The organism is Nocardioides sp., from assembly GCF_036405735.1.
GTDB lineage: Bacteria > Actinomycetota > Actinomycetes > Propionibacteriales > Nocardioidaceae > Nocardioides.
Genome location: NZ_DASWXC010000044.1, coordinates 1 through 25,225, shown reverse-complemented (window position 1 = coordinate 25,225; position 25,225 = coordinate 1). Strand labels below are relative to the sequence as shown.

Here is a 25,225-nt window from a genome sequence, read left to right as displayed (position 1 = left end):
CCTTGTGGGTTAAGGCCCCCAACAGACTATTGGGTTGATAGGCCGGAGGTGTACAGCAGCAATGCCCAGCCGACCGGTACTAATAGGCCGAGGGCTTGTCTTACAAACACTTTGCAAAACCAACGAACCGCTCGCGTCCACTAATTCATGAGTAATCGTGATTCCAGTTTTGGTTGCATGTCGCAACCGCTAGAGTTACGGCGGCCATAGCGAAAGGGAAACACCCGGTCCCATCCCGAACCCGGAAGTTAAGCCTTTCAGCGCCGATGGTACTGCAACCGAGAGGTTGTGGGAGAGTAGGACGCCGCCGGACATATCTTGCGCAGGGCCACCTCCTCGGAGGTGGCCCTGCTGCCATTTCAGCACCACTTCTGCTCGGCCGGATCGGGCCGTTCTCCGTCCACAGGCCGTATTCGCGATGGCCATATCCACGATGGCGTCGCTCGTGGCGCGTCGGCGTCGGTCCTGGGACGGAGGCTCGGCGGTGGAGGTGATGTGCCATGGAGGCACCTACGGTCAACGAGGTCCGCCTGATCGGCCGGATCAGTGCGGCTCCCGAAGTGCGCACGCTGCCCAGCGGCGACGCCGTCACGACGTTCCGCGTCATCGTCGCCCGCGGCGGCGGGGGCAGCGGTTCGCGGCAGCGCGTTGACGTCATCGACTGCGCGGTCTGGTCGACGCGACTGCGTCGCTCGGTGTCGCGGTGGGAGGCCGATGACGTCGTCGAGGTGACCGGCGCCGTGCGACGGCGCTTCTTCCGGGCTGGGGCCAGCGCGGCGTCCCGCGTCGAGGTCGAGGTCAGCGGAGCGCGGCGGGTTCGTCGACGAGCGAGCGCATGAGCAGGCCGACGCTCGGCTTGGGCTGGAACGAGGTCGCCTTCTCCGGCAGCAGCCGCCCCGCCTCCGCCGTCGTCAGCACCTGCTCGTAGGTCGGCGCAGGAAGCAGGAGTGCGACTCCCTGGTGGGCCGACAGCGTGTTCACCGTCTCCTCGACCGAGTGCCGGTACAGCACCTCTCGCGGGGCGTGTGCCAGGGCCGGCACCAGGTCGCGGTGGATGCGCTCCACCATGGTGGGCTCGTGCTCGCTGGTCACTGGCAGCCGGAGTGCGACGGCCCGTTCGCCGTCGGTGGCGACGGCCGTGGCGGCGGCCAGGTGGTCGTACCCCGGTGACGTCACCTCCCGCGCGGGCAGCCCCGCACGCTCGGCTCCCGCGACGAGGTCGTCGAGCGTGGTGCCGACCAGCACGCGGTGGATCGGCCCCAGGAAGAGCGGGGTGTCGTGTTGGTCCACGACCATGGCAAGGCCGTGGTCGGCGGCGCTGCCGGGAAAGCGAGCCTGGAGCTGGAGGTAGGCGGCGTAACGGTGGTGGCCGTCGGCCAGGAGGGCGCGGCCGAGCGAGGCGTTGAGCACGGACTGGTCGACCTCGTCCCGGACCGCCCAGATCCGGTGCCGCTGCTCGGCGCGGTCCTGCAGCTCCCAGGTCGGCGTACGGCTCGCCACCCGGCGGGTCAGGTCGGCGAGCTCCGGCGCGGCCCGGTGGAGCAGCAGGATCGGCGCAGGATCGATGCGGATCTCCGCCATCCGGTCGGCCAGCTCGGTCGTCTGCTCGGGGTGCACGCCCTCGTGGGGGAGCACCCCGCGGTCCTCGGGGCCGTGCGCGCGGCGCGTCAGGTCCAGGGCGCCGACCCAACCGCGGACCGTGATGCCGGAGGCGGTGTACTCGTGGAGGTACACCGCGGTGCCGGTGTCGCTCGTCAGGTGCCCCCGCTCACGCCACGCACCGAAGCGCTCGGAGACGGCGCGGTACGGGCATGCGAAGAGACGGGCGGCGGCCGGATCGCCGACCCGGGACGCCTGCAGTACGTGGGCCCGGAACGGGTGCAGGTGCAGCGGCGCGGCGACGTACGGCGGCGGCACGGCTGCACTGGCGTCCATCCATGCATCGTAGAGTCCGCCCCATGCTCGCCCCCTCGGCGCTGCCACTGGCGGCGCACTACGACCTCGCCATGCTCGACCTGGACGGCGTGGTCTACGTCAGCGGGGAGGCCGTCCCAGGGGCGCCCGAACACCTGGCGGCTGCGCGCGCGGCGGGCCTCCGGCTCGCGTTCATCACCAACAACGCGTCCCGGCCGCCGCAGGTCGTCGCCGACCACCTGGTCGAGCTCGGTGTGCCGGCCACGCCGGATGACGTCGTCACCTCCGCCCAGGCCGCGGCCCACGTGCTGCGGGAGCGGCTCGGGCCCGGGGCGCCGGTGGTGCTGCTCGGCGCGGCCGGTCTCGAGCAGGCGCTGCGCGAGCAGGACCTGGTACCGGTCGGCGTCGAGGCGGAGGCGGCTGCGCTGGTGACCGGCTACGGCCCCGACGTGCTGTGGCGCGACGTCATGCGCGCCGCGGTGCGGGTCCGCGACGGCCTGTGGTGGGTCGCGAGCAACACGGACCTGAGCATCCCGACCGCCTACGGCACGGCGCCGGGTCACGGCGTCCTGGTCGACATGCTGCGCCGGTTCACCGGCGTGGAGCCCGTCGTGGCCGGGAAGCCGGCACGCCCGCTGCTCGACGAGACCGTCCGCAGGGTGGGCGGTCGTCGCCCGCTGATGGTGGGGGACCGGCTGGACACCGACATCGAGGGCGCGACCAACGCCGGCGTGGACTCGCTGCTCGTCCTCACCGGGGTGACCGGACTGAGCGAGCTCGCGAGCACGCCGACGTCCCAGCGGCCGACGTACCTCGCCGCCGATCTGGGCGGGCTGCTCGACCCGCACCCGGCGGTCGCCGTCGTCGACGGCGTCGGTCACGCGCCCGGCTGGCAGGCCCGCGTCACCGGCGGGGGACGGCTGACGGTCACCGGTTCCGGCGCGGCCGGCGACTGGTGGCGCGCGGCGGCGGCGGCGTGCTGGGCCTGGCTGGACGAGACGGGCGCGCCCGCCGACGTCAGCGACGTCGTGACGCCTCCCGCCGGGTAACCTCAGCGCCATGTCCGAGGATCTGACCCCAAGCGAGACCGGCACCCCCGGCGGCACGGGAGTGCCCGAGGTGGACGCGGTGCTCGCCGCAGTCGACGACCTCGACACGCTGCCGGTCGCGGAGCACGTCGCGGTCTTCGAGCGTGCCCAGGAGCAGCTGCGCCGCGCCCTGGACGCCGGCAGCTAGGCGCGTCGATGCCTCCTCGTCGCCTCCGCCTCGACGCCGAGCTGGTCCGGCGCAAGCTGGCCCGCTCGCGCGAGCATGCGAGCGAGCTCATCGCCGCGGGTCGCGTGACGGTCTCGGGTGTGGTCGCCACCAAGCCGGCCACCGGGGTGACCACCGATGTCGCCATCGTGGTCAAGGACGACCCGCTCACCCCGGACTACGTCTCCCGCGGCGGGCACAAGCTGGCCGGTGCCCTGGCGGCGTTCGCGCCGCTCGGCCTGAGCGTCGCGGGCCGGCGCTGCCTGGACGCGGGCGCGTCCACGGGCGGCTTCACCGACGTGCTGCTGCGCCACGGCGCGGCGCAGGTGGTGGCCGTCGACGTGGGGTACGGCCAGCTCGCCTGGAAGCTCCAGCAGGACGACCGGGTGGTCGTCCACGACCGGACGAACGTCCGCGACCTCACGGCCGACCTGATCGGCGGCCCCGTCGACGTCGTGGTCGGGGACCTCTCCTTCATCTCCCTCGAGTTGGTCCTGGACGCGCTCACCGCCGTCACCGTGGAGGACGGCGACCTCGCCCTGATGGTGAAGCCGCAGTTCGAGGTCGGCAAGGAGCGCGTCGGCAAGGGCGGCGTCGTCCGTGACGCCGAGCTGCGCGCCGAGGCCGTCAACGGGGTCGCGTCCGCCGCCGCGGCCCGCGGCTGGGGCGCCCGGGCCGTCACGACGAGCCCGTTGCCGGGCCCGTCGGGCAACGTGGAGTTCTTCCTCTGGCTGCGCCGTGGTCCCGCATCTCTCACGGCGGACGACATCAGCCAGGCCGTGCACGACAAGGCCGGGATGGCGCAGCTCACGGCACCGTCGGCGTCGGATGAGAGGCTTGACCAGTGACGCCCAGTCCCACGATCGGCACGCGCCGCGTCCTCATGCTCACCCACACGGGTCGCGCCGAGGCACGCGAGGTCGCCGTCGCCTTCTGCAAGGCGCTGGCCGGGCACGACATCGTGGTCCGGCTGCCCGACGAGGAGGCTGCCGACCTCGGCATCGAGCCGGCGGCGTACGCCGGGCTCGTCGAGCTCACCGGCCCCGACCGCGAGCCGACCGACGGCTGTGAGCTCGTCCTGGTCATCGGCGGCGACGGGACCATCCTGCGCGCCGCCGAGGTCACCCACGCCTCGGGCACACCGGTGCTGGGCGTCAACCTCGGCCATGTCGGGTTCCTGGCCGAGGCGGAGTCCGACGACGTCGAGTCCACCATCGAGGCCATCGTCCACCGCCGCTACACGGCGGAGGACCGGCTGACCCTCGACGTCCGGGTGAGCACCGACGGCGTCGAGGTGTTCCGCACCTTCGCCGTCAACGAGGCCAGTGTCGAGAAGGCCTCCCGCGAGCGCATGCTCGAGGTCGTCATCGAGGTCGACGACCGCCCGCTGTCACGGTTCGGCTGCGACGGCGTGGTGTGCGCGACCCCGACCGGGTCGACCGCCTACAACTTCAGCGCCGGCGGGCCGATCGTGTGGCCCGGCGTCGAGGCGCTGCTGATGGTGCCCATCAGCGCCCACGCCCTCTTCGCCCGGCCACTGGTCGTGGCCCCGTCCTCCGAGCTCGCGGTCGAGGTGCTCAGTCGCACCGCGGGTGGCGGGGTGCTGTGGTGCGACGGCCGCCGCGCGTTCGACCTGCCGCCCGGCGCCCGCATCGAGGTCACCCGCGGCGACCAGCCGGTCCGGCTGGTGCGGCTCCACACCGCGCCGTTCACCGACCGGCTGGTCGCGAAGTTCGACCTCCCGGTCGACGGATGGCGCGGCGCTGCCGAGCGCCGCCGCAGCACGCCGAGGGGAGACGCCCATGCTTGAGGAAATCCGGATCTCGTCCCTGGGCGTGATCGACGCCTCGACGCTCGAGCTCGGCCCCGGGCTGACCGTGATCACCGGCGAGACCGGTGCCGGCAAGACCATGATCGTCACCGCGCTCGGGCTGCTGCTGGGTGGGCGCGCCGACTCCGGGGCGGTCCGCTCCGGTGCTCGCACCGCCCGGGTCGAGGGGGTCGTGGTCACCGAGCGGCTCCCCGCGCTGGCCGCCGCCGTCGACGAGCTGGGCGGCGAGGTGGAGGACGACCGGGTGGTGCTCGCCCGTACCGTCGCCGCCCAGACCTCGTCGGGACAGGGACGCTCACGGGCGTTCGTCGGGGGAGCGTCGGTGCCCGTCGCCAGCCTCGCCGACCTCGCCGCGCCGCTGGTCGCCGTCCACGGTCAGTCCGACCAGCATCGTCTGCTCCAGGCACGCGCCCAGCGGGACGCCTTGGACCGGTTCGCCGGTGCGCCGGTCGCCGAACTGCGCACGGCGTACGCCGCGGCCTTCGGGCGGCTGGGTGAGATCGAAGCCGAGCTCGCCGACGTCACCGCCCATGCGCGCGAGCGCGCCCGTGAGGCGGACCTGCTCCGCTTCGGGCTCGGAGAGGTGGAGGCGGTCGACCCGCAGCCGGGGGAGGAGGCCGCCCTCGCGGCGGAGGAGTCCCGACTGGGCTACGCCGACACACTGCGGACGGCCGCGGCGCAGGCACACGAGGCGCTGTCCAGCGACGCCGGCGGCCCGGATGCCCTCAGCGCGGCCGCGGCCGCCCGTGGCCTGCTCGACGGTGTGCGGGACCACGACGCCGAGGCCGGCGAGCTGGCGGACCGGCTCGCCGAGATCACCTACCTGCTCTCCGACCTGGCCGCCGACGTGGCGTCGTACGCCTCCCGCATCGACACCGACCCCGCCCGTCTCGCGGCTGTCTCGGAGCGCCGCGCCGCCCTCACCGCCTTGACCCGCAAGTACGGCGACACCATCGACGACGTGCTCGCCTGGGCGCAGGAGTCCAGCCGCCGGCTGCTGGCGCTCGACGGCACCGACGACCGCATCGAGGCGCTGCGCGCCGAGCGCGAGCAGGTCCGCGGGTCGCTGGCCGACCTCGGCGACCGGCTCTCACGGGCGCGGGCCGAGGCGGCGACCAGGCTGGCGGCGGAGGTCACCGCGGAGCTCGGGCTGCTGGCGATGCCGCACGCCCGGCTCTCCGTCCGCGTGGGCCAGCACGAGGTCGAAACGGGTGATCCGGCCGCGCCACATGCCCCGCTGCGCGTCGGCGACCGGTGGCTGCGCTACGGCAGCAGCGGCCTGGACGAGGTCGAGCTGCTGCTCGCGGCCAACGCCGGCTCCGACCCGCGGCCGCTCCACAAGGGCGCCTCGGGCGGCGAGCTGTCGCGCGTGATGCTCGCCCTGGAGGTCGCCCTGGCCGGCACCAGCCCGGTCCCGACCTTCGTCTTCGACGAGGTGGACGCCGGCGTCGGTGGCGCTGCTGCGGTCGAGATCGGCCGGCGGCTGGCCGAGCTGGCCCGCACCGCGCAGGTGCTGGTGGTCACCCACCTGCCGCAGGTGGCCGCCTACGCCGATCAGCACGTGCTGGTCCAGAAGTCCGGGGACGGCACCGTCACCAGCTCCGGACTGACCGTGCTCGACGGCCCCGGCCGCGAGCGGGAGCTCTCGCGGATGCTGGCCGGCCTGGCCGAGTCCGACACCGCCCTGGCCCACGCTCGGGAACTGCTCGAGGTGGCGCGCGAGGACCGCTGACACGCCCGGGACGGCGGCTGCCGGGACCGGCCGGGCCCGGATGTGAAGATGGCGGGGCCATGAGACTCCCCACCCGGCAGACCGCCTCCGCCCCCGCCGGCCTCGCCGGCCCAGTCCGCAAGGGACGTCCCACCAGCGCCCTGCTCCGGGTCCTGGAGCCCGGCGACGTCGCGGTGATCGACCACGTCGACCTGGACCGTGCCACCGCGCAGGCGCTGCTCGCCGCGCGCGTCGCCGCGGTCCTCAACGTGCAGCCGATGCTCTCGGGTCGCTACGCCAGCCTCGGCGCCGAACTGCTCGCCGAGGCCGGCGTGGGGCTGGTCGAGGCGATCGGGGAGGAGGCGTTCGCGGCGCTGCCCGACGACGAGATCGTGCAGGTCCGCGACGGTGGCGTGTACGACGGCAGCCGACTGCTCGGCCAGGGGCGCGAGGTCACGCTGGCCGACGTCCGGGCCGCGATGGACGACGCGCGAGCCGGCCTGCAGTCGCAACTCGAGACGTTGGTCCACAACAGCACCGCGCTGCTCCGCCGCGAGCAGGACCTGCTGCTGGGCGAGGCCGGCCTGCCCCGGCTGGAGACCCGGGTCGCCGGTCGCCCTGTGCTCGTCGTCGCGGACGGAGCCGGTCCGGTCGACGTGCTGCGTCGGACCCGTCGCTTCGTGCGCGAGCAACGGCCGGCGGTGATCGCGGTCGGTGGCGTGGCGGAGCGTCTGCGCGAGCGCCGGGTCCGCGCCGACGTGGTCGTCGTGTCGCCGGCGACGCCGCTGCCGGCGGCGAAGGTCCTGCGCGCTGCGCGCGACGTCGTGGTCTGCCGCACGGCCGACGCGCCGAACGGCACCACCGAGAGCCTGAGCCGGATGGGGATCTCCCCGCGGGTGCTGGTCACCACGCTCGCGCCGGAGGAGGCCGCACTCCTGCTCGCGGGCAGGGACGCCTCCGTCGTCGTGGCGGCCGGGCTGCCGGCGAGCCTGGAGGAGTTCCTGGACCGCCGCCGCCCGGGCCTGGCCGGCGGCTACCTCGGCCGGCTGGTCGTCGGACCCCGCCTGGTCGACGCGGCCGTCCTGCCCCGGCTCTACACCGGGCGGGTCAAGCCCTGGCACCTGCTCGGCACCGTGCTGGCCGGGCTCGCCGCGGTCGCGGCAGCCGTCGCCTCGACGCCGGTCGGCCACGACTGGGCCAGTGAGGCCGTGGCGCAGGTTCAGGAGCTGGCCCGGTGACGACGCGGATGATCGCCGGGAGCCGGTGGCTGCCGGCCGTCTCGACCTGCTTCGCACTGGCCGTCGGCCTCGGCCTGGGTGCCGGGCCGCTGCAGGGCGAGGACGACACGGCGACCCGACCGCGGTCGGCCGCGCCCCGTGGGGAGGCGCAGACGTTCCCCGACGCGTTCGCCGCCGCCGTCGCACCGGGGCTATACGGTCGCCGGCTCGCGGGCCAGAGCGTCGCGCTCGTGACGCTGCCGGGGGCCGACGCTGTGGTCGTGAAGGCGCTGACCGACGAGATCGTCGCTGCCGGTGGCTCGGTGGCCAGCCGCACCGACGTCACGGCCGGACTGACCGCGCCGGGCCAGAAGGTCCTGGTCGACACCTTCGGCACCCAGCTGGCCGAGCAGGTGCCGGGCGTGGTCGACCCCGCCGCCACGACGTACCCCCGCATCGGCCGCCTCGTGGCGGCCGCCGTCGCCACCAGCGGCGCCGCCGGACCGGCCTCCGCGGGAGCGGCGACCATCCGCCGCAGCCTGGTCGCGGGCTCGCTGATCTCCGACCCCGGGACGGCCGGCGTGGCGCCGCTCGTGCTCGTGGTGGCCGGTGCCGATCTGGACGATGCCATCGCCTCCGGACTCGTCTCCGGGCTCGCCGCCGGCGCGCACGGCGTCGTGGTCACGGCCCCCACGAAGGCGGCCGACCTCGCCGCCGTCCGCGAGGGCGCCCCCACCGCGGCGACCGTCGACGGCAGCGAGACGGCCGCCGGCCGCGTGGCCTCGGTGCTGGCACTCGTGCGACAGATCTCCGGCGGTGGTGGCAGCTTCGGCGCGTCAGGAATCGATGGAGCGGTCCCGCTGGGATAGCATCGAGGTCCATGAAGTCGGGCGCCCAGACCAAGCACGTATTCGTCACCGGAGGCGTCGCCTCCTCGCTCGGGAAGGGCCTGACGGCATCGAGCCTCGGCCGGCTCCTGCGCTCGCGTGGTCTGCGGGTCACCATGCAGAAGCTCGACCCCTACCTCAACGTCGACCCGGGCACGATGAACCCGTTCCAGCACGGTGAGGTCTTCGTGACCAACGACGGGGCCGAGACCGACCTCGACATCGGCCACTACGAGCGGTTCCTGGACGCCGACCTCTCGGGCCACGCGAACGTCACCACCGGCCAGGTCTACTCCAACGTCATCGCCAAGGAGCGTCGCGGCGACTACCTGGGCGAGACCGTGCAGGTGATCCCGCACATCACCAACGAGATCGTGGACCGGATCCTGGCCATGGACGGTCCCGAGGTCGACGTGGTCATCACCGAGATCGGCGGCACCGTCGGCGACATCGAGTCGCTGCCCTTCCTGGAGGCGGCCCGGCAGGTGCGGCAGCGGATCGGGCGCGACCACGTCTTCTTCGTCCACGTCTCGCTGGTGCCCTACATCGGTCCCTCCAAGGAGCTGAAGACCAAGCCGACCCAGCACTCCGTCGCCGCGCTGCGCCAGATCGGCCTGCAGCCCGACGCCGTCGTGTGCCGCGCCGACCGCGAGCTGCCGCAGGGCATCAAGTCGAAGATCGCGCTGATGTGCGACGTCGACGAGGAGGCCGTGGTCACCGCCGCCGACGCGCCGAGCATCTACGACATCCCGAAGGTCCTGCACCGCGAGGGCCTCGACGCGTACGTCGTCCGCAAGCTGGGCCTGCCGTTCCGCGACGTCGACTGGACGCTGTGGGACGACCTGCTCCGCCGGGTGCACCACCCCAAGGAGGAGGTGACGATCGCGCTGGTGGGCAAGTACGTCGACCTGCCGGACGCCTACCTGTCGGTGGCCGAGGCGCTGCGGGCCGGCGGCTTCGCCCACGAGGCCAAGGTGAACCTGCGCTGGATCGCCTCCGACGAGTGCGAGACCCCCGCCGGTGCGGCCAAGCACCTCCACGACGTCGACGCCGTGCTGGTCCCCGGCGGCTTCGGCATCCGTGGCCTGGAGGGCAAGCTGGGCGCCCTCACCTACACCCGCACCCATGGCATCCCCACCCTCGGCATCTGCCTGGGCCTCCAGTGCATGGTCATCGAGTACGCCCGCGAGGTGCTGGGCCTGGAGAAGGCCGGGTCGACCGAGTTCGACGCCGACACGCCCGAGCCGGTCATCGCCACGATGGCCGAGCAGCTGGCCTTCGTCGAGGGCGCCGGCGACCTCGGCGGCACCATGCGGCTCGGCCTCTACCCGGCGGCGCTCAAGGAGGGCTCGATCGCCCGCGAGGTCTATGGCGAGGCGACCGTCCAGGAGCGCCACCGCCACCGCTACGAGGTGAACAACGCCTACCGCGAGGGGTTGGAGGCCGCCGGGCTGGTGTTCTCCGGCACCTCGCCGGACGACAGCCTCGTGGAGTTCGTGGAGCTGCCGCGCGAGGTCCACCCCTACTACGTCTCGACGCAGGCCCACCCGGAGCTGAAGTCGCGGCCGACCCGCCCGCACCCGCTGTTCAAGGGCCTGGTGGGCGCCGCCATCGCCCGCCAGAAGGAGCAGCGCTTCCCGATCGACGAGTCGAAGCTCTACGTCGAGCCCGCCGAGTGATCGCGTGAGGGCCTGGGACGAGGACGAGCGCTGGCGCGTCGTCGACTCCGAGGACCTGCACCGCGACGACTGGGTGGTCGCGCTGCGGGCCGACATGGTCGTGCCGCCGTCCGACCCGGAGCACGAGCCGTTCCGGCGCCTCGTGCTGGAGCACCCGGGCGCCGCCGTCGTGCTCGCCGTCGATGACGACGAGCAGGTCGTCTGCCTGCGTCAGTACCGGCATCCGGCCGGACGCCGCTTCCTGGAGCTGCCGGCCGGGCTGTGCGACGCCGACGGCGAGGATCCGCTCGAGGTGGCCCGCCGCGAGCTGCGCGAGGAGGCGCTGCTCGCCGCCGCGGAGTGGACCCACCTCACCTCGGCATTCTCCTCTCCCGGCATCTCCGCCGAGGTCATCCACTACTACCTGGCCAAGGGCCTGAGCGAGGTCTCGCGCGGCGACTTCGCGTTGGTGCACGAAGAGGCCGACATGGAGCTGCTCCGGGTCCCGTTCGCGGATCTGTTCGACGCGGTGCTCGCCGGCCGGGTGACCGACGCGCCGGTGATCGTCGCCGTGCTCAGTGCGCACGCGCGAGGCCTGGTGGGCGTGGCGCGGTGAGCAGCCCAGCGCAGCCCCGTGTCGGGTCCGTCGGCCGAGCGGTGCGGGCCTACCTGGACCACCTCACCGTCGAGCGCGGCGTCGCCGCGAACACGCTGGCCTCCTACCGGCGCGACCTGCGTCGCTACCAGGAGTTCCTCGCCGCCGTCGGGATCACCGAGCTCGACCAGGTGAGCGAGTCCACGGTGACCGACTTCCTGGCCCGGCTGCGGGAGGGCGACGCCGACCACCCGGCGCTGGGCGCCAGCTCGGCGGCCCGGACGGTCGTCGCCGTGCGCGGCTTCCACAAGTTCGCGGTGGCCGACGGGCTGGCGGCGGATGACCCTGCCGGCGGCGTACGTCCGCCTCGGCCGGCGAAGCGGCTCCCCAAGGCGCTCCCGCTGGCCGACGTCGAGGCGATCCTCGACGCGGCGGGTGCGCCCGGCACGACGCTGGCACTCCGGGACCGCGCGCTGCTCGAGGTGCTCTACGGCACCGGTGCCCGGATCTCCGAGGCGGTCGGGCTCGACGTGGACGACCTGGACTGGGGCGCCTCCGGCGCCGACGGCACGGTGCTGCTGCGCGGCAAGGGTGGCAAGGAGCGGCTCGTACCGGTCGGCAGCTACGCCCGGGAGGCGGTGCAGGCCTACCTCGTGCGCGGCCGCCCGGAGCTGGCGTCCGCGGGAGGCGCCGGGGGAGCGCTGTTCCTCAACGCACGGGGCGGGCGGCTCTCCCGCCAGTCGGCGTGGACGGTCCTGGTCCGGGCGGCCGAGCGCGCCGGCGTCACCGGTGACGTGTCGCCGCACACGCTGCGGCACTCCTTCGCCACCCACCTGCTCGACGGCGGCGCCGACGTCCGGGTCGTGCAGGAGCTGCTGGGGCACGCCTCGGTGACGACGACCCAGATCTACACGCTGGTCACCGTTGAGAACCTGCGCCAGGTCTTCGCCGCGGCGCATCCGCGCGCCCGCTGAGGGCGGCGCCGACCGCTCAGCTCCAGCGGGTCGCGCGAGCGTGCTGGAAGATGAGGTTGGTCTCGGTGAGCGCCACGTCGGGGTTGCTGGACAGGTGCTCGATCACGAAGGCGTTGAGTCCGTCGGTGCCCGCCGCGGCGACGTGGACGAAGAAGTCGTGGCCGCCGCCGAGCAGGAACACGTTGAGCACGCCCGGAAGACCGGCCAGGTCCTCCAGGAACGCCTCCAGTCGCGCCCGGGCGTGGCCCTTCATCCGGACCGCGATCATCGCCTGCAGCGGCCTGCCGACGAGTGCGGGGTCGATGTCGGCGTGGAAGCCGCGCAGGATGCCGGACTCGCGCAGGGCGCGCACCCGTCCCAGGCAGGTCGACGGCGCGATGCCGGCCTTGGCGGCGAGCGCGTTGTTCGGCTGGCGCGCGTCCGCGAAGAGCTCGGCGAGCAGCAGCCGGTCCACCTCGTCGAGGGCCGGCGCGGCCACGCCGGGCCGGTCCAGGACGGCCGGCGGCCGAACATCGTTCGGGCGCGGCGCGCCTCGCTGGGGATCGTCCGACGAAACGGCGGTCATGGCGGCAATGTAGCGAATCTTGTTCAGCACTCTGGTGTTGTGCCGAAGAAGGCGCTGAGAATCGCTGACATGACGACGATCGGCGTTCCGCAGGAAGTCAAGAACCACGAGTACCGCGTGGCCATCACCCCGGTCGGCGTCCATGAGCTGGTGACCCATGGGCACGACGTCGTGGTCCAGGCCGGAGCCGGTGTCGGCTCGCAGATCCCCGACGCGGAGTACGTCGCCGCGGGCGCTCGCATCCTCGACGACGCGGACGAGGTGTGGGGTGCCGCGGACGTCGTGCTGAAGGTCAAGGAGCCGGTGGCCGAGGAGTACCACCGGCTACGGGAGGGCCTCACGCTCTTCACCTACCTGCACCTGGCGGCCGACAAGCCCCTGACCGAGCGGCTCCTGGCGAGCAAGGTCACCGGCATCGCCTACGAGACGGTCCAGCTGCCGTCCGGCGCACTGCCGCTGCTCTACCCCATGTCCGAGGTGGCGGGCTGCCTCGCGCCGCAGGTCGGCGCGCACGCGCTGATGAAGGCCCAGGGCGGCAGGGGAGTGCTGCTCGGCGGGGTCGGTGGCGTGGCCAACGCCAAGGTTGTCATCATCGGAGCCGGCGTCTCGGGCCAGAACGCCGCGAACATCGCGCTGGGGATGGGGGCCGATGTCACCCTGCTCGACACCGACCTCGACAAGCTCCGCATGTCGTTCTGGCGCTACCACAACCGGGTGCACGGCCTGGCCTCCTCCCGGCTGGCGATCGAGGAGCAGCTGCGCGAGGCCGACCTGGTCATCGGCGCGGTGCTCATCCCCGGCGCGGCGGCGCCGAAGCTGGTGAGCAACGACCTGGTCGCCCAGATGAAGCCCGGAGCGGTCCTGGTCGACATCGCGATCGACCAGGGTGGCTGCTTCGAGGACTCCCGTCCCACGACGCACGCCGACCCGACGTACCAGGTCCACGAGACGACGTTCTACTGTGTGGCCAACATGCCTGGCGCCGTCCCGAACACCTCGACCTACGCCCTCACCAACGCGACCCTGCCCTACGTCGTCGCGCTGGCCGACAAGGGCTGGGAGCGCGCATGCCGCGAGGACGGCTCGCTCGCCCTCGGGCTCAACACCCACGCGGGGCGGCTCACGAACGTGCCGGTGGGCGAGGCCGTGGGAGTCGCCGCCGTGACACCGGCCGAGGTGCTCGCCTGACCGCCGTCGGCACGACTCCTCGCGCGGGCGCCTGGGTGCCCGCTCCGGGGGCGAGCCCGGAATCCGTGTACGACGCGGTGGCGTCGTACGCCGCGAGCCGCGGGCTGAGCCTCTACCCGCACCAGGACGAGGCGATCCTGGAGCTGCTCTCCGGCAGCAACGTCGTCCTGGCCACGCCGACGGGCTCTGGCAAGTCGCTCGTGGCACTGGCGGCCCACGCCGCCGCGCTGGCGACCGACCGGGTGTCGTTCTACACCGCGCCCATCAAGGCGCTGGTCAGCGAGAAGTTCTTCGACCTGTGCGAGGTGCTCGGGGCCGACAACGTCGGCATGCTCACCGGGGACGCCAGCGTCAACCCGGACGCTCCCGTCATCTGCTGCACGGCGGAGGTGCTGGCCAACATCGCCCTGCGCGAGGGCACCCGGGCCGACGTCGGTCTCGTGGTGATGGACGAGTTCCACTACTACGGCGAGCCGGACCGCGGCTGGGCGTGGCAGGTGCCGCTGCTCGAGCTGACCCAGGCGCAGTTCGTGCTGATGTCGGCCACCCTCGGTGACCTGACGGCGATCGCCGAGGACCTCACGCGCCGCACCGGGCGGGAGACGGCGATCGTGGACCAGGCCGAACGGCCGGTGCCCCTGACGTTCACCTGGTCGCTCACCCCTCTCGACGACACGCTCGAGGAGCTGGTCACCACCGGTCAGGGACCGGTCTACGTCGTGCACTTCACCCAGGCCGCGGCCGTCGAGCACGCGACGTCACTGCTGAAGGCCGACTGGGCGAAGGTCGCGAGCGGCGCGGCGGGATCCGACGAGCTGAAGGAGCGGCTGGCCGGCGTACGGTTCGGAGCGGGCTTCGGGAAGACGCTGGGCCAGCTCCTCCGCAAGGGGATCGGCGTCCACCACGCGGGGATGCTGCCGAGGTACCGGCGACTCGTCGAGCAGCTGGCACAGGCCGGGCTGCTCCGGGTCATCTGCGGCACCGACACCCTCGGCGTCGGCATCAACGTCCCCATCCGCACCGTGCTGTTCACCGCGCTCGCCAAGTACGATGGCCGCAAGCAGCGCGTGCTGCGCTCGCGCGAGTTCCTCCAGATCGCCGGCCGGGCGGGCCGCGCCGGCTACGACACCGCGGGGTACGTCGTCGTGCAGGCGCCCGAGCACGTGATCGAGAACGAGCGCGCCAAGGCCAAGGCAGCCGAGCGGCAGGCGGCCGGCAAGAAGAACTCCAAGGCACAGCTCAAGAAGCCGCCCGAGGGCACCGTCGTGTGGAGCGAGGCGACCTTCACCAAGCTGGTCGAGGGCAAGCCCGAGCCGCTCACGTCGCGGATGAAGGTCGACAACGCGATGATCCTCAACGTCGTCGCCCGCGACGAGGACGCCTTCCCGGTGCTGCGCCGGCTGCTCACGGACAACCACGAGGAGCGCCGCTCGCAGCTCCGCCTCGCGCGCCGGGCGCTGCGGCTGACCCGCAGCCTCGTGCACTCCGGCGTGCTGCGGCGCCTCGACGAGCCGGATGCGGCCGGGCGCCGCTACGTCCTGACCGAGGACCTTCCTGCGGACTTCGCGCTCAACCAGCCGCTGGCGCACTTCGCACTGGCCGCTCTCGACGTCCTCGACGTCGAGAGCCCGACGCACACCGTCGACGTCGTCTCGGTGGTCGAGTCCGTGCTCGAGGCACCCCGCCAGATCCTCTTCGCCCAGCAGCATGCCGCCCGGGGAGAGGCCATCGCGGAGATGAAGGCCGACGGGCTGGAGTACGACGAGCGGATGGCGCTGCTCGAGGAGATCACCTGGCCGCAGCCGCTCGCGGAGCTGCTCGAGGGTCTCTACGAGACCTACCGCCACTCCCACCCATGGCTGCCCGAGGACGCGCTCGGGCCGAAGTCGATCGTGCGCGAGATCTTCGAGCAGGGCATGACGTTCACCGACTTCGTCGGCCGCTACCAGCTGGCCCGCTCGGAGGGGTTGGTGCTGCGCTACCTCACCGACGCCTACAAGACGCTGCTCCACACCGTGCCCGAGGCGCACCGCACCCCGCAGCTGGAGGAGCTCACCGAGTGGCTGGGGGAGACGGTGCGGCAGACCGACTCCTCGCTCCTCGACGAGTGGGAGGCGCTCGCCGACCCGGGCCACGCCCGCCCGGACGTGGCCCACCACGAGCCGCCGCCACCGCCGCGCCCGCTCAGCCAGCAGACCCGGGCCTTCGCCGTCATGATCCGCAACGCGATGTGGCGCCGCGTCGAGCTCGTCGCCCGGGACGACCTGTCCGGGCTGGTGGCGCTCGACCGCGCGACCGCCGAGCGGGCCGGCCGGGAGCCGCTGGTCGGCCGGGCAGACTGGGACGCGGCGCTGGAGGAGTACTACGGCGAGCACGACGAGGTCCTGGTCGACGCGGACGCCCGCGGGCCGCGGTACCTGTCGTCGTACGACGAGGTCGTCGACGGCGTGCGCGTGCGCCACGTGCGGCAGACGATCTCCGATCCCGAGGGACACCACGACTGGGTCGTCGAGGCGGACGTCGACCTCGACGCCACCGACGCGCTGGGCGAGCTGGTGCTGCTCACCACCGCCCTGCGCCGGCTTGGCGAGTGACGCACTTCGTTGGTCGAGTAGCCCGAGCCGCTAGGCGAGGGCGTATCGAGACCGCTGTGGAGAAGCGTTCGACGACGTATGAGCGGTGGCGAAGACTTCCGCCATGTCTGCCTTCACCTACATCCTCCGCTGCGCGGACGGCTCCTACTACGTCGGCAGCACCCGCAACCTTGAGAAGCGGTTGTGGGAGCACAGCAACGGCATGGGTGCGGAGTACACCAAGCGCCGCCGTCCTGTTGAGCTGGTCTGGCAGGCCGAGCACGAGCACGTCGGGGAGGCGTTCTTCTGGGAGAAGCGGATCCAGGGGTGGTCGCGCGCGAAGCGGGAGGCGCTGATCCGGGGCGAGTATTCGGCGTTGCCCGGTTTGGCGAAGAAGGACTTCGAGCGGCGTCGTCCGTCGACGTGAGGTCGCGTGGTCTCGATACGCCCCGCTCGTTCCTCGCGGGGCTACTCGACCAGCGAACGACGCGCAGTAGGGTCGGGGACATGGCTGTCGAGGTACGCAACAATCCGGACGAGCACCGCTACGAGGCCTGGCTGGACGGCGAGCTGGCCGGTTTCGCGGCCTACCGGCTGCGCGAGCGGTCGGTCGTGTTCACCCACACCGAGGTCGACGACAGGTTCGGTGGCCGGGGTGTCGGGTCGCAGCTCGCTCGGGGTGCGCTCGACGACGTGCGAGCCGCCGGGGAGCGCGACGTCGTGCCGCTGTGCCCGTTCATCCGGGGCTGGATCGAGAAGCATCCCGACTACCAGGACCTGGTGCGCCAGGCCGGGTAGCGGGCAGCCACAGGGTGGGCAGCGGACCACGTACGTCGCCCCGCCGCTTGTGGCGGTGTCGGGCCCGGTCATACTCTCGCCCGAGGCCAGCACGAGTCGTCGTGTCGACTTATGGCGATCGCCTGACCACCACCGACGCACACCGAAGGGGAGCACCGTGACCGACGAGGCCCTGCCGTTCGAGACCACGCTGGGGCCGACAGGTCGGCCGCTGCCGTCGATCCCCGAGCCGGAGCCCGTCACCTCCCACGGCCCTGCCCGCGTCGTCGCGCTGTGCAACCAGAAGGGCGGCGTCGGCAAGACGACCACGACGATCAGCCTCGGCGCCGCTCTCGTGGAGTACGGCCGCAAGGTGCTGCTGATCGACCTCGACCCGCAGGGCTCGCTCTCGGTCGGGGTCGGGCTGGACCCCAACGAGATCGAGGTCTCCACCTACGACCTGCTGATGGCGGCCGACGTCACCTGGAAGGACATCGTCCGGCCCACCGGCATCGAGGGCATGGACGTGCTGCCGGCGGTCATCGACCTGGCGGGCGCGGAGATCCAGCTGGTCTCGGAGGTCGGGCGTGAGCAGGTGCTCAAGGACAAGCTCGCCGACGCGCTGCCGTTCTACGACGTCATCCTCATCGACTGCCAGCCGTCCCTGGGCCTGCTCACGGTGAACGCGCTCACCGCGTCGGACTCGGTGATCGTCCCGCTGGAGTCGGAGTACTTCGCCCTGCGCGGCGTCGCGCTGCTGACCGACACCATCGAGCGGGTGCGCAAGCGGCTGAACCCGCGTCTCGTGGTCGACGGCTTCCTCGGCACGATGTTCGACGGCCGGACCCTGCACAGCCGCGAGGTGATGGCCACCCTGGTGCAGGCGTGGGGCGAGACCGTCTTCCACACCGTCATCCGGCGCACCGTGAAGTTCGCCGACGCGACGGTCGCAGGCGAGCCGATCACCGAGTTCGCCTCCGACTCCGCAGGCGCCGACTCCTACCGGCAGCTCGCGAGGGAGGTGCTCGCCCGGTGGCGCGCCGCGTGAGCCTGCCGAGGGCCGACGACCTCTTCCGCCCCACCGCTCCGACGGGCGGGCCGGACTCAGGGGCGTCCGCCCCGGGGCCGGCCGTGCCGGAGCCGGGCGCGACCGGCGCCCCGAAGCGTCCGAGCGGGCGCGTGAAGCACGACGAGAAGATGACCGTCTACATCACCTCCGACGAGCTCCTCGACATCGAGCACGCTCGACTGGCGCTGCGACGTTCCCACGGTCTGGCCGTCGACCGCGGCCGCCTGGTCCGCGAGGCCGTCGCGCTCGCCCTGGCCGACCTCGAGGAGAACGGCGCCGAGAGCGCCCTCGTGCGCCGTCTGACGGAGGAGTGACCTTGACGGTCGGGGCCTCCAGGTCGTCCGAGGTGTCCGCCGCGCAGGTCGCCGGCGGCGAGGGGACCGAGCACGGCTTCGCGGTGCGGCTGGACAACTTCGAGGGCCCCTTCGACCTGCTGCTCAGCCTGATCGCCAAGCACAAGCTCGACATCACCGAGGTGTCGCTCTCACAGGTCACCGACGAGTTCATCGCCCACGTCAAGGCCGGAAGCGCCCCCGGGAGCCCGGTCCAGTGGGACCTCGAGCAGACGTCCTCGTTCCTGCTCGTCGCCGCCACCCTCCTCGACCTGAAGGCCGCGCGGCTGCTGCCGGCCGGCGACGTCGAGGACGAGGAGGACCTCGCGCTGCTGGAGGCACGCGACCTGCTGTTCGCCCGGCTGCTGCAGTACAAGGCCTTCAAGCAGGTCGCCGGCGTGCTGGAGCGGCGGCTGGCCGAGGAGTCCCGGCGGCACCCGCGTGCCGTCGGCCTCGAGGAGCGCTACGCGACGCTGCTGCCGGAGGTCCTGATCGGCATCGGCCTGGACCAGTTCGCCCGGCTCGCCGCCAAGGCGCTGGCCCCGAAGCCCGGGCCCCCGGAGCTGACCCTGCACCACATCCACGCACCCAAGGTCAGCGTGCGGGAGCAGGCCGCCGTCGTGGTGGAGCGGCTGCGACGCTCCGGGACGCTGACGTTCCGTGCCCTGTGCGGCGACTCCCCGGACACACTCACGACGGTGGCGCGGTTCCTCTCGCTGCTGGAGCTGTTCCGCGAGGGCGCTGTCGCCTTCGACCAGATGACGCCGCTGGGGGAGCTGACTGTGCGGTGGACCGGCGAGGACGACGCGAGCGCCGACGACCTCGTGCACGACGAGTTCGACGGCGCGCCCGTGCCGCCCGACGAGCCGGCCACCGACCGTCCTACGGAGGAAGAGCAGGAATGACCCAGGAGACAGCCGGACCGGGCGAGAGGCTCGCCGTACCCCTCACCGAGCTGCGGCCGGCCCTCGAGGCGGTGCTGATGGTCGCCGACCAGCCGCTGGACGTCGCGAGCCTCGCCACCGCCGTCGGCTACCCCGTCGAGGAGGTCACGGCCGCGCTCGCCGGGCTCGCGAATGAGTACACGGAGCAGGGCCGCGGCTTCGACCTGCGCAACGTCGCGGGTGGCTGGCGGTTCTACACGCGTGAGGAGTACGCCCCCGTCGTGGAGGGGTTCGTCCTGGAGGGGCAGCAGGCGCGGTTGACGCAGGCGGCCCTGGAGACCCTCGCCGTCGTGGCCTACCAGCAGCCGGTCTCGCGGGCCCGGGTCTCGGCCATCCGTGGCGTGAACGTCGACGGCGTGATGCGCACGCTCCTGGCGCGCGGCCTCGTGGAGGAGGCCGGGCAGGACGCCGAAACCGGAGCGAACCTGTATCGCACCACCGGCTACTTCCTCGAGCGGATCGGCGTCACCAGCCTCGACGAGCTGCCGGAGCTCGCGCCGTACCTCCCCGAGATGGACGACATGGAGGACGAGCTCGCCCGCGCGATCGGCGGGCCGGCCCAGACTCCGGACGAGACTCCGGGTGGGGACCAGCCGGCGGAGGACCAGCGGTGAACGACGGCCGGCCCGACCTGCCGCTCGACGACGAGGGGCGCATCCGGTTGCAGAAGCTGCTCGCGCTCGCCGGCGTCGCGTCGCGTCGCAAGAGCGAGGAGCTGATGCTCGACGGACTCGTCGAGGTCAACGGCGAGGTCGTCACTCGGTTGGGCACGAAGGTCGACCCGGCCACCGACCTGATCAGGGTCGACGGGCGGCGGCTGCCGCCGGTCTCTGGGAAGGTGTACCTCGTCCTCAACAAGCCCCGTGGCGTCGTGTCCACGATGTCGGATCCCGAGGGCCGGCGCACGCTGCAGGACCTCGTCGCCGACCGGCCCGAGCGGCTCTTCCACGTCGGTCGGCTCGACACCGACACCTCGGGCCTGATCATCCTCACCAACGATGGGGACTTCGCGCACCGGCTGGCGCATCCCTCCTACGAGGTCGACAAGACCTACGTCGCCGAGGTGACCGGTCAGGTGTGGCCCAAGGTGATCAAGCAGCTGCTCGCCGGGGTCACGCTGGAGGACGGGCCGGTCACGGTCTCCAAGGCCCGCGTCATCGAGGCCAACCCGGCCAAGTCGATCGTCGAGCTGGTGATCCACGAGGGCCGCAACCGGATCGTTCGACGGCTCTTGGACCATGTCGGTCACCCCGTCACCCGGCTCACCCGCACCCAGCTGGGGCCGGTCCGGCTCGGCCGGCTCAAGCCGGGGGAGATGCGGGAGCTCACCGGCGAGGAGCTCGGCGAGCTCCTGGACGCCACCCAGCTGTAGCTCCCTCCTCCCGAGAGCGCCCAGCGCCCAGCCGCCTCGTGCTCAGCGCCCGGCGGTGGCAGGGGTGGCGGGGTGCGGGCAGCTGCCCGTTAGCCTTGTCGCCCGTGGACGTCGCGCACAGTGCCCTGGCCGGCCCCGTCGAGATCGTCGGGGCCGGGCTCCTCGGCACCTCCGTGGCGCTCGCGTGCCGGCGGGCCGGGCTCGAGGTCGTCCTGTCCGACACCTCCCGAGAGCACGTCCGCACCGCCACCGGGCTCGGCGCGGGCCGCGCGGCGACACCGCAGGACCAGCCGCAGCTGATCGTCGTCGCCGTGCCGCCCGACCAGCTCGGGACCGTCATCGCCGACGTGCTCGACCGTCGCGGCGGCGTCGTCACCGACGTCGGCAGCGTCAAGGGCGCCCCGCTGGCGGCGGTCGCGGACCACCCGCACGTCGAGCGGTACGTCGGCAGCCACCCGATGGCCGGCAGCGAGCGCTCCGGGCCGCTGGCGGCCAGCGAGGCCCTCTTCGACGGCCGTCCCTGGGCGGTCACGCCCCACGCCCGGGCCGACGCCGCCGCCATCCGGCTCGTCGAGGCGCTCGCTCGGATCTGTGGCGCGGTGCCGGTGACGCTGCCGCCCGACGAGCACGACCGTGCCGTCGCCCGGATCTCCCACGTGCCGCACCTGATGGCGGCCCTCACGGCCGCGCGGCTCACCGACGCCCCGCAGGCGCACCTCGCGCTGTCGGGCCAGGGCGTGCGTGACGTGACCCGGGTGGCTGCCGGCGACCCGGCGCTGTACGGCCAGATCGTCGCCGGGAACGCGAAGGCCGTCGCCGCCCTGCTGACCGAGGTGCGGGCCGAGCTGGACGCCCTCATCGCCGCCGTCTCCGCCGGTGACCGCACCGGCCTCGAGGCGCTGCTCGACCGGGGCGTCACCGGCACCCGGCAGATTCCGGGCAAGCACGGCGGTCCGGCCCGGCCTACCGGGTCGGTCTTCGTCTCGGTGCCCGACCACCCCGGCGAGCTGGCCCGCCTGTTCGCCGACGCCGGCGAGATCGGCGTCAACATCGAGGACGTCCACATCGACCACGACCCGGGCCGCCCGGTCGGGCTCGTCGAGCTGGTGGTGGACCGTGACCGGGCCGAGCACCTGGTCGCTTCCCTCGAATCCCGCGGCTGGGTCACGCACCGGTAGGCTGCCGCCCCGTGAGCGAGCGCACCGTGACCGGCAACCAGGGCATCGTCGTCGCTGTCGACGGCACCTCCGGCTCGGGGAAGTCCAGCACGTCCCGTGGTGTGGCGGACCGGCTCGGGCTGCGCTACCTCGACACCGGTGCGCAGTACCGGGCCATGACCTGGTGGATGCTCGCCCACGACGTCGACGTCCACGACGCGACCGCGGTGGCCGCCCGGGTCGCCGACCCGGTCATCGAGTCGGGCACCGACCCGCTCTCGCCGGCGATCACCCTCGACGGCGTGGACGTCTCCGAGGAGATCCGCAGCGACGCCGTCAACGCCCACGTCTCGCCGGTCGCCACCGTCCCGGAGGTGCGCGCCCGGCTGGTCGCACTGCAGCGCGACGTCATCCGCGAGGCGCTGCACGGCGCCGGCATCGTCGTCGAGGGCCGCGACATCGGCACGGCGGTCTGGCCCGACGCCGACCTGAAGCTCTACGTCACCGCCGACCCCGCGGCGCGCGCTGCCCGGCGGGCCCTCGAGGAGGGCGGCAGCGACGCCGCCGCCGTCCAGGCATCGCTCGAGAGCCGCGACCGGATCGACTCCACGCGTGGCGGGCTGGCGGTCCCGGACGGCGCCGTCCACCTCGACACCACGCCCTACACCCTCGAGCAGGTCATCGAGCGGGTGGTCGCCCTGGTGGAGAGCGCGAAGGCCCGGGCGTGAGCAGCCGGCCGCTGCGCGGGCCGGCCCCGCCGCGCAGCGAGAGCCGGCGCCATGGCGCGAGCCGCCCGCCGCGCTACCTCCTGGCCAGTCCGGTGCGCACCCTCGCCCGGGCGCTGCTGCGACAGCGCTACGACCTCCGGGTCCACCACGCCGACCGGGTGCCGGGCGACGGCCCCGTCATCGTCGCGGGCAACCACATCGGCATCCTGGACGGGCCGCTGATGGCCATCGCAGGACCGCGTGCCGTGCACGCCCTGACCAAGGTCGAGATGTTCGAGGGCCGCACCGGCGCCTTCCTGCGCCACAGCGGGCAGATCCCGGTGGACCGGTTCCACCCGGACCCGGCCGCCGTACGCGCCTGCCTGGCGGTGCTCGACGCCGGCCATGTGGTGGGCGTCTTCCCCGAGGGGACGCGCGGCCCCGGCACGCTCGACCGGTTCCACCGGGGCGCGGCGTACCTGGCGCTGGTCACCGGCGCGCCCGTCGTACCCCTCACGTTCCTGGGCAGCCGGCTTCCGGGCGGGCACATCGACTCCGTGCCGCCGAAGGGGGCGCGGATCGACCTCTGGTACGGCGAGCCCCTCGCCTTCCCCGCGCGGCCGTGGCCGCGGACCCGGGAACAAGTCGATACCGCCGCGCGGTTGCTCAGAGAGCACATGCTGGTCGAGCTGGACCGCGCGCTGGCCGACACCGGGCTCTCCCTACCGGGCCCGCTGCCCGCGAACGAGTTCGACCCCGATCCCGCCACGGGGATCACCGATCCCGATGGCCCCGATGGCCCCCGCTGACGGCCCTGCCGCCGGCACCCGCCTCAAGGAGAACGATGACTGAGCACGACATCCCCGCGCCGTACGACGACGCCGACGCGCCCACGGGCCCGGTGCCGGTGCTCGCCGTCGTCGGTCGCCCGAACGTCGGCAAGTCCACCCTGGTCAACCGGATCATCGGGCGCCGCGAGGCCGTGGTGGAGGACCGGCCCGGCGTCACCCGCGACCGGGTCTCCTACGACGCCGACTGGAACGGGCGCGCGTTCACCGTCGTCGACACCGGCGGCTGGGACCCCGACGCCCGGGGTCTGGCCGAGCGGATCGCTGCCCAGGCCGAGATCGCCGTGAGCCTGGCCGACGCCGTGCTGTTCGTCGTCGACGCGACGGTCGGCATCACCGACGCCGACGAGGCCGTGGTGAAGGTGCTGCGCCGCTCCGGCAAGCCGGTCGTGCTGGCGGCCAACAAGGTCGACGACCAGCGCACCGAGGCGGAGGCCGCCGGACTGTGGAACCTCGGCCTGGGTGAGCCGTTCCCCGTCTCCGCGCTGCACGGCCGGGGCTCGGGCGACCTGCTCGACGCCGTGCTGGATGCGCTGCCCGAGCCGCCGCCGCTCCCGGATGGCGAGGAGGTCGGCGGCCCGCGCCGGGTCGCGATCGTCGGCCGCCCCAACGTCGGCAAGTCCTCGCTGCTCAACAAGCTGGCGGGGGAGGAGCGGGTCGTCGTCGACAACGTGGCCGGCACCACAGTGGACCCCGTCGACGAGCTGGTCGAGCTCGGCGGCCGGACCTGGCGCTTCATCGACACCGCCGGCATCCGCAAGCGGGTCAAGGAGGCATCGGGCCACGAGTACTACGCCTCGCTGCGCACCGCGACAGCCATCGACCGGGCCGAGGTGGCGGTGCTCGTCCTCGACGCCGAGCAGAGCATCGCCGAGCAGGACGTCCGCATCCTGCAGACCGTGCGCGAGGCGGGCCGCGCGCTCGTGATCGCGTTCAACAAGTGGGACCTCGTCGACGACGAGCGGCGCTACTACCTCGAGCGCGAGATCGAGCGCGAGCTGGTGCAGGTGCAGTGGGCGCCCCGCATCAACATCACCGCGCGGACCGGTTGGCACATCGACCGGCTCGTGCCGGCGCTCGACAAGGCGCTGGCCGGTTGGGAGACCCGCGTGGGCACCGGCGCGCTCAACACCTTCCTGGGCCGGCTCGTGGCCGAGCACCCGCACCCCGTGCGCGGCGGCAAGCAGCCCAAGATCCTCTTCGGCACGCAGCCGACGACGGCGCCGCCGACGTTCGTGCTGTTCACCTCGGGCAAGCTCGACGCCTCCTACGAGCGCTTCATCGAGCGCCGCCTGCGCGAGGAGTTCGGCTTCGTCGGCACCCCGATCGTGCTGCAGCAGCGGGTGCGCGAGAAGCGCAAGCGCTGAGCCCGACCCCGATTCCCGGCGCCGGAGCGAGCTGCGCTAGGCTTCGCGAGCCTTCTTCGGAGGGCGGCGGGCTGTAGCGCAGCTTGGTAGCGCACCTGACTGGGGGTCAGGGGGTCGCAGGTTCAAATCCTGTCAGCCCGACCGTGTGATGTCTCAGGACATCGGAAACTCCCGGACCTACAACTGGTAGGTCCGGGAGTTGTCATTTCGGGGTCGGTCGGGTGGTGTCGGCGGGTGTTCCGGTGGGCTGGTAGTCGCGGTCGGGGTCGATGACGAGGTCGCGGA

At 73.0% G+C, this 25,225-nt stretch carries 26 protein-coding genes, 1 tRNA gene and 2 rRNA genes; 27 read left to right on the top strand and 2 right to left on the bottom strand.

Annotated elements, in window-relative coordinates; genetic code table 11:
* From VGE38_RS06810 to VGE38_RS06800, 3 genes are all read left to right on the top strand, one after another.
* A 23S ribosomal RNA gene (locus VGE38_RS06810) occupies positions 1-103 on the top strand; the annotation flags it as partial.
* 93 nt (positions 104-196) lie between these two features.
* Positions 197-313: ribosomal RNA gene (gene rrf / locus VGE38_RS06805) — 5S ribosomal RNA — on the top strand.
* A 187-nt stretch (positions 314-500) separates the two neighbouring features.
* Positions 501-839 carry a single-stranded DNA-binding protein gene (locus tag VGE38_RS06800; protein WP_331141777.1) on the top strand — a complete coding sequence of 113 codons (339 nt, stop codon included), beginning with the start codon at positions 501-503 and terminating at the stop codon, positions 837-839.
* Here the strand turns inward: VGE38_RS06800 and VGE38_RS06795 are convergent.
* Entirely contained in the window at positions 799-1,935 is a 1,137-nt protein-coding gene (locus VGE38_RS06795; protein ID WP_331141776.1) for a DUF1015 family protein, read from the bottom strand. The genes VGE38_RS06800 and VGE38_RS06795 overlap by 41 nt on opposite strands.
* 23 nt (positions 1,936-1,958) lie before the next feature.
* Here VGE38_RS06795 and VGE38_RS06790 point away from each other — a divergent pair, with 23 nt between their 5' ends.
* Genes VGE38_RS06790 through xerD form a run of 10 tightly spaced genes read left to right on the top strand, consistent with a single transcriptional unit; the run spans position 1,959 to position 12,041 of the window.
* Complete coding sequence (locus tag VGE38_RS06790) at positions 1,959-2,963, top strand: HAD-IIA family hydrolase (protein WP_331141775.1); 1,005 nt, start codon at positions 1,959-1,961, stop codon at positions 2,961-2,963.
* A 10-nt stretch (positions 2,964-2,973) separates the two neighbouring features.
* On the top strand, positions 2,974-3,150 hold the full coding sequence (locus VGE38_RS06785; protein WP_331141774.1) for a hypothetical protein: 177 nt from the start codon (positions 2,974-2,976) through the stop codon (positions 3,148-3,150).
* A gap of 8 nt (positions 3,151-3,158) precedes the next feature.
* Positions 3,159-4,016, top strand: a complete 858-nt coding sequence (locus VGE38_RS06780) for a TlyA family RNA methyltransferase (RefSeq protein ID WP_331141773.1) — start codon at positions 3,159-3,161, stop codon at positions 4,014-4,016.
* A gap of 35 nt (positions 4,017-4,051) precedes the next feature.
* On the top strand, positions 4,052-4,978 hold the full coding sequence (locus tag VGE38_RS06775) for an NAD kinase (protein ID WP_414690897.1): 927 nt from the start codon (positions 4,052-4,054) through the stop codon (positions 4,976-4,978).
* Complete coding sequence (gene recN / locus VGE38_RS06770) at positions 4,971-6,731, top strand: DNA repair protein RecN (protein WP_331141771.1); 1,761 nt, start codon at positions 4,971-4,973, stop codon at positions 6,729-6,731. Before VGE38_RS06775 ends, recN begins: the two co-directional genes overlap by 8 nt.
* 59 nt (positions 6,732-6,790) lie before the next feature.
* Positions 6,791-7,948 carry a putative cytokinetic ring protein SteA gene (gene steA, locus VGE38_RS06765; RefSeq protein ID WP_331141770.1) on the top strand — a complete coding sequence of 386 codons (1,158 nt, stop codon included), beginning with the start codon at positions 6,791-6,793 and terminating at the stop codon, positions 7,946-7,948.
* Complete coding sequence (locus VGE38_RS06760) at positions 7,945-8,796, top strand: copper transporter (protein ID WP_331141769.1); 852 nt, start codon at positions 7,945-7,947, stop codon at positions 8,794-8,796. The genes steA and VGE38_RS06760 overlap by 4 nt, the downstream gene beginning before the upstream one ends.
* Before the next feature lie 11 nt (positions 8,797-8,807).
* Entirely contained in the window at positions 8,808-10,493 is a 1,686-nt protein-coding gene (gene pyrG, locus VGE38_RS06755) for a CTP synthase (RefSeq protein ID WP_331141768.1), read from the top strand.
* Positions 10,494-10,497: 4 nt separating this feature from the next.
* Positions 10,498-11,088: an NUDIX domain-containing protein gene (locus VGE38_RS06750; protein ID WP_331141767.1), complete on the top strand. Its 591-nt coding sequence runs from the start codon at positions 10,498-10,500 to the stop codon at positions 11,086-11,088.
* Entirely contained in the window at positions 11,085-12,041 is a 957-nt protein-coding gene (gene xerD, locus VGE38_RS06745) for a site-specific tyrosine recombinase XerD (RefSeq protein WP_331141766.1), read from the top strand. The genes VGE38_RS06750 and xerD overlap by 4 nt, the downstream gene beginning before the upstream one ends.
* Positions 12,042-12,057: 16 nt before the next feature.
* On the opposite strand, the gene VGE38_RS06740 is transcribed toward xerD, so the two are convergent.
* On the bottom strand, positions 12,058-12,606 hold the full coding sequence (locus VGE38_RS06740) for an Lrp/AsnC family transcriptional regulator (protein ID WP_331141765.1): 549 nt from the start codon (positions 12,604-12,606) through the stop codon (positions 12,058-12,060).
* 69 nt (positions 12,607-12,675) lie between these two features.
* Between VGE38_RS06740 and ald the strand changes: the two genes are divergently transcribed.
* The 14 genes from ald to VGE38_RS06670 all read left to right on the top strand — a co-directional run bounded on the left by ald (position 12,676) and on the right by VGE38_RS06670 (position 25,081).
* On the top strand, positions 12,676-13,794 hold the full coding sequence (gene ald / locus VGE38_RS06735) for an alanine dehydrogenase (protein WP_331141764.1): 1,119 nt from the start codon (positions 12,676-12,678) through the stop codon (positions 13,792-13,794).
* A 65-nt stretch (positions 13,795-13,859) separates the two neighbouring features.
* Complete coding sequence (locus VGE38_RS06730; protein ID WP_331141763.1) at positions 13,860-16,388, top strand: DEAD/DEAH box helicase; 2,529 nt, start codon at positions 13,860-13,862, stop codon at positions 16,386-16,388.
* Between the two features lie 103 nt (positions 16,389-16,491).
* Positions 16,492-16,794, top strand: a complete 303-nt coding sequence (locus VGE38_RS06725) for a GIY-YIG nuclease family protein (protein ID WP_331141762.1) — start codon at positions 16,492-16,494, stop codon at positions 16,792-16,794.
* Between the two features lie 80 nt (positions 16,795-16,874).
* Positions 16,875-17,165, top strand: coding sequence for a GNAT family N-acetyltransferase (locus VGE38_RS06720; protein ID WP_331141761.1), 291 nt, complete (start codon positions 16,875-16,877; stop codon positions 17,163-17,165).
* A 157-nt stretch (positions 17,166-17,322) separates the two neighbouring features.
* Positions 17,323-18,192, top strand: coding sequence for a ParA family protein (locus tag VGE38_RS06715; RefSeq protein ID WP_331141760.1), 870 nt, complete (start codon positions 17,323-17,325; stop codon positions 18,190-18,192).
* Positions 18,177-18,527: a hypothetical protein gene (locus VGE38_RS06710; protein WP_331141759.1), complete on the top strand. Its 351-nt coding sequence runs from the start codon at positions 18,177-18,179 to the stop codon at positions 18,525-18,527. Before VGE38_RS06715 ends, VGE38_RS06710 begins: the two co-directional genes overlap by 16 nt.
* 32 nt (positions 18,528-18,559) lie before the next feature.
* On the top strand, positions 18,560-19,450 hold the full coding sequence (locus VGE38_RS06705; protein ID WP_331141758.1) for a segregation and condensation protein A: 891 nt from the start codon (positions 18,560-18,562) through the stop codon (positions 19,448-19,450).
* Entirely contained in the window at positions 19,447-20,103 is a 657-nt protein-coding gene (gene scpB, locus VGE38_RS06700) for an SMC-Scp complex subunit ScpB (RefSeq protein WP_331141757.1), read from the top strand. The genes VGE38_RS06705 and scpB overlap by 4 nt, the downstream gene beginning before the upstream one ends.
* Positions 20,100-20,861, top strand: a complete 762-nt coding sequence (locus tag VGE38_RS06695) for a pseudouridine synthase (RefSeq protein WP_331141756.1) — start codon at positions 20,100-20,102, stop codon at positions 20,859-20,861. The genes scpB and VGE38_RS06695 overlap by 4 nt, the downstream gene beginning before the upstream one ends.
* A 104-nt stretch (positions 20,862-20,965) precedes the next feature.
* Positions 20,966-22,039, top strand: coding sequence for a prephenate dehydrogenase (locus VGE38_RS06690; protein WP_331141755.1), 1,074 nt, complete (start codon positions 20,966-20,968; stop codon positions 22,037-22,039).
* A gap of 11 nt (positions 22,040-22,050) precedes the next feature.
* A complete protein-coding gene (cmk, locus tag VGE38_RS06685; RefSeq protein ID WP_331141754.1) occupies positions 22,051-22,746 on the top strand; it encodes a (d)CMP kinase in 696 nt (231 codons plus the stop codon).
* Positions 22,743-23,534, top strand: coding sequence for a lysophospholipid acyltransferase family protein (locus tag VGE38_RS06680; protein ID WP_331141753.1), 792 nt, complete (start codon positions 22,743-22,745; stop codon positions 23,532-23,534). The genes cmk and VGE38_RS06680 overlap by 4 nt, the downstream gene beginning before the upstream one ends.
* Before the next feature lie 35 nt (positions 23,535-23,569).
* Positions 23,570-24,940 (top strand): ribosome biogenesis GTPase Der, encoded by a 1,371-nt coding sequence (gene der / locus VGE38_RS06675; RefSeq protein WP_331141752.1) that lies wholly within the window; start codon positions 23,570-23,572, stop codon positions 24,938-24,940.
* Between the two features lie 67 nt (positions 24,941-25,007).
* Positions 25,008-25,081, top strand: a tRNA-Pro gene (locus VGE38_RS06670).
* Positions 25,082-25,225: the final 144 nt, after the last annotated feature.